This is a genomic window from Streptomyces sp. SID1328 (genome assembly GCF_009865595.1).
In the GTDB taxonomy this organism is placed as follows: Bacteria; Actinomycetota; Actinomycetes; order Streptomycetales; family Streptomycetaceae; genus Streptomyces; species Streptomyces griseoluteus.
Genome location: NZ_WWKH01000945.1, coordinates 1 through 6,142, shown reverse-complemented (window position 1 = coordinate 6,142; position 6,142 = coordinate 1). Strand labels below are relative to the sequence as shown.

The window sequence follows — 6,142 nt, the reverse complement described above, 5'->3', positions numbered from 1 at the left end:
CACCATGAGCGACGCCGAGCGCGCCCAGCGCCCCGCGAGCGAGCCCACCCCGCCCCGCAAGCGGCCCGTGCACGACGTCGGCTCCCGCTTCGGCGCCTTCCACCGCTCGCGCAAGTCGTCGGACGACACCCTGGGCGGCCGCCCCGCCCCCGAGCCGCCGACCGCCGGTTAAGCCCCCGAGCCCCGCCGGGCCCGTGCCCGGCAGCCACACCCCCCTCGTGCCCATGAGATTGGAGGAACGGGCCGGTGACCGAACAGTTCGGACACCACCGTCCCATCACCCATCATGCAGACCACCGACAACAGCCTCGTCTGGCTACTGCAGAACCTGCTGGAGCAGACGCCCGGTGCCCGGCACGCCCTGGTCCTCTCACGCGACGGCCTCAAGCTGTGCTGGACCCCCGACCTGGCCGCGGATCAGGCCGACCAGCTCGCCGCCATCTGCTCCGGCCTCCAGGCGCTGTCCCACGGCGCGTCCGTGGAGTTCGGCGACGGCTCCGGCGGCGTGCTCCACGCCATGACCGCCTTCCACGGCGGCCTGCTGTGCATCGTCGGCGCCGGTGAGGGCGCGCATCTGGCGGTCGTCGCCGCCGAGAACGCCGACCCCGGCCGCCTCGGCGAGGAGATGACCGGCCTGGTCGACAAGATCGGCGAGCATCTGCGGGCCGCGCCCCGGCAGCCGTTCCAGGGGAGTACCCGGCCGTGACCCGCAAGCCGGTGGACACCGGTGCCCCCGACCGGCTCTACACGGTCACGAACGGCCGCAGCAGCGTCGACGACACCCTGGACCTGGTCACGCTCATCGTCGCGGAGTGCCAGCCGGCCACGGGCATGCAGTCGGAGCACACCCGCATCCTGACCCTGTGCCGGCACCCCACCTCGGTGGTGGAGATCTCCGCCGAGCTGGAACTGCCGATCACGGTCGTCCGCATCCTGCTGGCCGACCTGCTCGACACCGGCCGGATCACCGCGCGCCACCCACCCGCGAACCCCTCGCTCCCCGACCCCGCCCTTCTCAAGGAAGTGCTCCATGGGCTCCGCAATCTCTGAGCTGCCCGCCCACCGCACGCCACTGGCCGACGCCGCGGAAACCGGGCTGAAGATCGTCGTCGTGGGCGGCTTCGGCGTCGGCAAGACCACGCTGGTCCGCTCCGTGAGCGAGATCCGGCCGCTGAACACCGAGGAGGTGATGACGGAGGCCGGCGTCGGCATCGACGAGACCAGCGGCGTCGCCGCGAAGTCGACCACCACCGTCGCCTTCGACTTCGGCCGGATCAGCCTCAACGACACCATGGTGCTGTACCTGTTCGGCGCGCCGGGCCAGAAGCGCTTCTGGTTCCTGTGGGACCGGCTCTTCTCCGGCACCCTCGGCGCCGTCGTCCTCGTGGACACCCGCCGGATGGACGACTCCTGGTACGCGATAGACCGGCTGGAACACCACGGGACGCCCTTCGTGGTGGCCGTCAACCGGTTCGACGACGACGCGAACCACCACTCCCTGGACGAGATCCGGCAGGCCCTCGCGCTCCCGGATCACGTGCCGATGCTCGACTGCGACGCACGGGTCCGGCAGTCGGGCAAGGACGTGCTGATCACTCTCGTGGACCATGTGTACACGCTGGCCACGGCCCAGGAGGCGACCCCGTGACCGACCCCGGCCCCTTCTCCGCGCACCAGGCCCCGCCGCCCGGCTGCCCCGCCCACACCGACGCGGTGCGCCTGGCGGGACTGGAGTACCAGCAGACGCCGTCGCAGATGTACCGGGCGCTGCGCCGCGAGCACGGCGCCGTCGCGCCCGTCCTGCTGGACGGCGACATCCCGGCCTGGCTGGTGCTCGGCTACCACGAGGTCGCCCAGGTCACCACCCACGACGAGCTGTTCGCGCGGGACTCGCGCCGCTGGAACCAGTGGGACAACATCCCGCCGGACTGGCCGCTGATGCCCTTCGTCGGCTACCAGCCCTCGGTGTTGTTCACCGAGGGGGAGGAGCACCGGCGGCGGGCCGGGGTGATCACCGAGGCGCTGTCCGGGGTGGACCAGTTCGAGCTGGCCCGCGACTGCGAGCTGATCGCCGACGAGCTGATCGCCCGGTTCGCCGGCAGCGGCCAGGCCGAGCTGATGTCGTCGTACGCGCACGCCCTGCCGATGCGGGCCGTGGTGCAGATGTGCGGTATGCCGGTCTCCGGCGCCGACACCCAGCAGCTCGTCGACGACCTGCGGATCTCCCTGGACGCGGCCGAGGGCGACGACCCGGTGGCGGCCTACGGGCGCGTGGGCGAGCGGCTGGTGCGGCTGGTCCAGGACAAACGGGCCGACCCCGGCAAGGACGTCACCTCGCGGATGGTGCTGCACCCGGCGGGGCTCAGCGACCAGGAGATCGTCCAGGACCTGATCTCGGTCATCGCGGCCGCGCAGCAGCCCACCGCCAACTGGATCTGCAACGCGCTGCGTCTGCTGCTCACCGACGAGCGGTTCGAACTCAGCGTGTCCGGCGGCCGGGTCAGCGTGGGCGAGGCGCTGAACGAGGTGCTCTGGCTCGACACGCCCACCCAGAACTTCATCGGCCGCTGGGCGGTACGGGACACCCAGCTCGGCGGCCGTCAGATCCGGGCCGGCGACTGCCTGGTCCTCGGGCTGGCCGCCGCCAACACCGACCCGAGTCTGTGGCCCGAGGGCCATGTCGGCGCGGAGAACGCCGCGCACCTGTCGTTCAGCAACGGCGAGCACCGGTGCCCGTACCCGGCGCCGCTGCTCGCGGACGTCATGGCGCGCACCGCCGTGGAGACGCTGCTGGAGCGGCTGCCCGACCTGGTGCTCGCGGTGGACCCGCACACGCTGACCTGGCGGTCGTCCATCTGGATGCGGGGGCTGACCACCCTGCCGGTCCGGTTCACCCCGGTCGACGGATAGCCGGTGGCCCGGTCGGCCCCCGGGGGGAGGGGGCCCACCGGGCGCGGGTCAGGCGGTGGGGGTGAATCGCACCGGAAGAGCCTGGGGGCCGCGGGTGAACACGCCCTGCTCGACGGGGTCGAAGCCGTCGGCGAAGCGCAGGTCCGGCATGGCGTCCAGCAGTTGGGCGACGCCGATCTCGACCTCCGCCTTGGCGAGCAGCGCGCCCACGCAGAAGTGCCGGCCCAGCGCGAACGCCAGGTGGTCGGCGGCCGCGGAGAAGGCGTTGGTGGCGGTGAGGTCCTCGCGGAAGATGTCGAAGCGGTCCGGCTCGCGGTAGCGGTTCTCGTCCCGGTTGGCCGAGCCGATCAGGCAGGTGACGGTGACCCCGGCCGGGATGGTGCCGCCGCTGAGCTTCACCTCGGTCGCGGACTGCCGCATGATCATGTGCACGGGTGGGGTGAAGCGGAGGGTCTCCGCGAAGGCCCGCGGGATCAGGCTGTGGTCGGCCCGGACGGCGGCGAGCTGGTCGGGGTGGCTCAGCAGGTTGGCGAAGATGCTGGCGATGGCCTTGTCCGTGGTCTCACCGCCGGCGGCGAGCAGCAGGCTGCAGAACGCCTTGATGTCCTCGTCGCTCATCCGCACCCCGTCGACCTCGGCGGCGCACAGCACCGACAGCAGGTCCTCGCCGAGGTTCTCGCGGCGCTCGCGGATGATCGGCAGCATGTACTCCGCGAACTCCACGCGGGTGCGCTCGCCTGCCGCGGCCACCTCCTGGTCGCCGGACAGGTTGCCGAGGAAGGCGATGACGGCGGTGTACCAGCGGTGGAAGCGGGCGTGGTCGGCCTTGTCCAGGCCCAGCATGTCCGCGATCACGTTGACCGGGAACCGGGTGGCGTAGTCGGTGACCAGGTCGGCGGAGCCGGAGTGCCGGAAGGCGTCGATCAGTTCGCGCGAGTTGCGCTCGATGACGGGCAGGAACTTCTCCTGGAGGTCCCGGCCGCGGAAGGCGGGGGCGACCAGAGCCCGGCGCACCGCGTGCTCACGGCCGCTGAGCTGGAGGATCGTCTTGCCGTGGACCGGCTCGATCTGCCAGTCGTAGTTGTCGGTGGTGAACTCGCCGTCCTTGTCCTTGAAGACACGTTCGACGTCTTCGTAGCGCGAGATGATGTAACTCTGCGTGGCTTCGTGCCAGATGAGGGGTGCGGACTCCCGCATCAGCCGGTAGGCCGGGTACGGGTCCGCCGCGAACTCGGGGGAGAGGATGTCGGGTATCTGTGCCGCAGTGGTCATGATGCTCCGTCGAGACCGGGAATGGCGTGTTCCGTAAGGTTATTGATCATTCGTCAGCCATGACAGACCCCTAAGGCTTCGAGTGGGGCCGGTGCGTACCTTGGCCGGATACCGGTCGTCCGGAAAGCGGGGTGCGCGGTCTGTTCTCCGGCCCTCGTGTCCTGATCTGGTCGGTGCGGCGAGGCGTGACGGGTGGAAACGGGGCGCACGGTCGGCGCACGGGTGCGTGGTGCGGAGCCGTATGCGCTCAAGTGAGAGCGGGGTGGCACATGCGCCGGATCGGCCGGATCGACATGGGTCTTAAGCGGCCGAACTGTCATACTCCGGACGCCCGTTGGCCAAATGATGGATGCTGAATACCGGTAGGCATATGCCAAAGGCAGTACAGATGATTATTGCGCGCTCTATTACCCATCGGTAATCGATCGAACGAGTACCTCCGATCGTGGACTTTCCCTTAGTGTGATGAGTGTGAATGAGCAGGGTCCGGGCAGTCTGGTTCCGACCGGCCGCACGGGAACTGTCATCTCGGGGATGGAGCGCTTCGCTCCTTCGTTCGATCTGGCGCACGGTGCGGGTCGGGCAAGCAGTCCGGGAGCCGCGGAAACGGAATGCGCGGCGGCTCGGAAAACAAGCTGATGTACGTGTCGCCAAGGGGGGCGTCGTGGTCAATCCTTTCGACGATGAATCGGGCAAGTTCCTGGTGCTCGTGAACGAAGAGGGTCAGTACTCGCTCTGGCCGGCGACGCTGGCCGTGCCGGGCGGCTGGCGGGCCGAGGGCCCGGAGGGGTCGCGCCAGGAGTGCCTGGACGCGATCGAGGCCCAGTGGACCGACATGCGGCCCGCCAGTCTGGTGCGGGCGATGGCGGCCGACGGATAGGTCGGCCCGCGAACCCCGGCCCGTCCGGGGTGTCATGCCTGGTCGTACGGCATTCGCCGCCATGTGACCCCCTGGGCGCCGCTCTCGCCCGGGGAGGCCGTCGCGTCGGCGCGCCGGACGATCGTCCACGCCGGCGAGACGCTCGCGCCGGTTCCCGCTCCCGCTCGCGGAGGTCCCGGCGGCCGGCCCGGCCGCGGGGTCGACGCGCGTGGATGCGGCGGGCACTCGTGCGCCGGTAAGCGGAAGTGCGGACGGCGCGGCCGTGTCCGACATCTGGCAGACGCACTCTCTTCCTTTCACCGTCACGGAAAAGCCGTGGGGCGATGCGCTGTGCGCGCGTTCGTTATGCCCCGGCTTTCCTTACCGTCCCCGGAACCTCTCCCCAAAGGTTGATCCCGCATGCGTGAAAACCGCTCGGCCGCGTTCTCAGTGACGCCCGAAGAATCGTTCGAACTGACCGCCGCGCAACAGGGTGTGTGGTATGGGCAGTTGGTCGATCCGGACAGCCCCAAATACAACATCGGGGAATGCCTGGAGATCCGTGGCGGCCTCGACGAGGATTTATTCGCCGCCGCGGTGGACCGCGCCGTGTACCTCCACGACAGCTTTCACCTGCAGTTCGTCACTGACGGTGAAACGATTCGCCAGCGGGTGGTGCGCTCCGGACCGGACGCCCCGAGCCGGCTCCATCGGGTGGATCTGAGTGGGGAGGAAGCCCCGACCGCCGCGGCGGAACGGTACATGGCCGACGACATGGCCACCGTCGACCGACTGGACTCCCCGCGCCACCACTTCGCGCTGCTGCGGCTCAGCCCCACGCTGCACTTCTGGTACATCCGCTACCACCACATCGCCGTCGACGGTCTCAGCGGTGCCCTCTTCGCCCGCACCGTCGCCGACCTCTACACCCGTGCGGTACGGGGCGAGAACACCGACGACATCACCGCCGCGCCGCTGCGCGACCTGGTGGACGAGGAGGCCGCCTACCGTGCCTCCGGCCGCACCGAGGCCGACCGCGCCTACTGGACCGGCCGCTTCACCACGCCGGCCGGGGACGCCTCCGACGACGGGACCCGCGCC

The 6,142-nt window shown here is 70.2% G+C and carries 7 protein-coding genes; 6 read left to right on the top strand and 1 reads right to left on the bottom strand.

Going from position 1 to position 6,142, the window contains the following annotated elements:
* Positions 1-286 precede the first annotated feature (286 nt).
* The 4 genes from GT030_RS30565 to GT030_RS30550 are packed head-to-tail and all read left to right on the top strand — an operon-like array spanning position 287 to position 2,910.
* The gene (locus GT030_RS30565; RefSeq protein WP_161203864.1) at positions 287-706 is read left to right on the top strand and encodes a roadblock/LC7 domain-containing protein; all 420 of its coding nucleotides are present in this window, start codon (positions 287-289) and stop codon (positions 704-706) included.
* On the top strand, positions 703-1,050 hold the full coding sequence (locus GT030_RS30560) for a DUF742 domain-containing protein (protein WP_161203863.1): 348 nt from the start codon (positions 703-705) through the stop codon (positions 1,048-1,050). The genes GT030_RS30565 and GT030_RS30560 overlap by 4 nt, the downstream gene beginning before the upstream one ends.
* A complete protein-coding gene (locus GT030_RS30555; protein ID WP_130329887.1) occupies positions 1,031-1,648 on the top strand; it encodes an ATP/GTP-binding protein in 618 nt (205 codons plus the stop codon). Before GT030_RS30560 ends, GT030_RS30555 begins: the two co-directional genes overlap by 20 nt.
* On the top strand, positions 1,645-2,910 hold the full coding sequence (locus GT030_RS30550; RefSeq protein WP_161203862.1) for a cytochrome P450: 1,266 nt from the start codon (positions 1,645-1,647) through the stop codon (positions 2,908-2,910). Before GT030_RS30555 ends, GT030_RS30550 begins: the two co-directional genes overlap by 4 nt.
* Positions 2,911-2,958: 48 nt before the next feature.
* Here GT030_RS30550 and GT030_RS30545 read toward each other — a convergent pair whose 3' ends face one another.
* On the bottom strand, positions 2,959-4,182 hold the full coding sequence (locus GT030_RS30545) for a cytochrome P450 (protein WP_161203861.1): 1,224 nt from the start codon (positions 4,180-4,182) through the stop codon (positions 2,959-2,961).
* Between the two features lie 664 nt (positions 4,183-4,846).
* Between GT030_RS30545 and GT030_RS36880 the strand changes: the two genes are divergently transcribed.
* Positions 4,847-5,062 carry an MbtH family protein gene (locus tag GT030_RS36880; protein WP_086693285.1) on the top strand — a complete coding sequence of 72 codons (216 nt, stop codon included), beginning with the start codon at positions 4,847-4,849 and terminating at the stop codon, positions 5,060-5,062.
* A gap of 399 nt (positions 5,063-5,461) precedes the next feature.
* Positions 5,462-6,142: condensation domain-containing protein (locus tag GT030_RS30535; RefSeq protein WP_237522935.1), on the top strand; the 681-nt coding region annotated here is incomplete at its 3' end.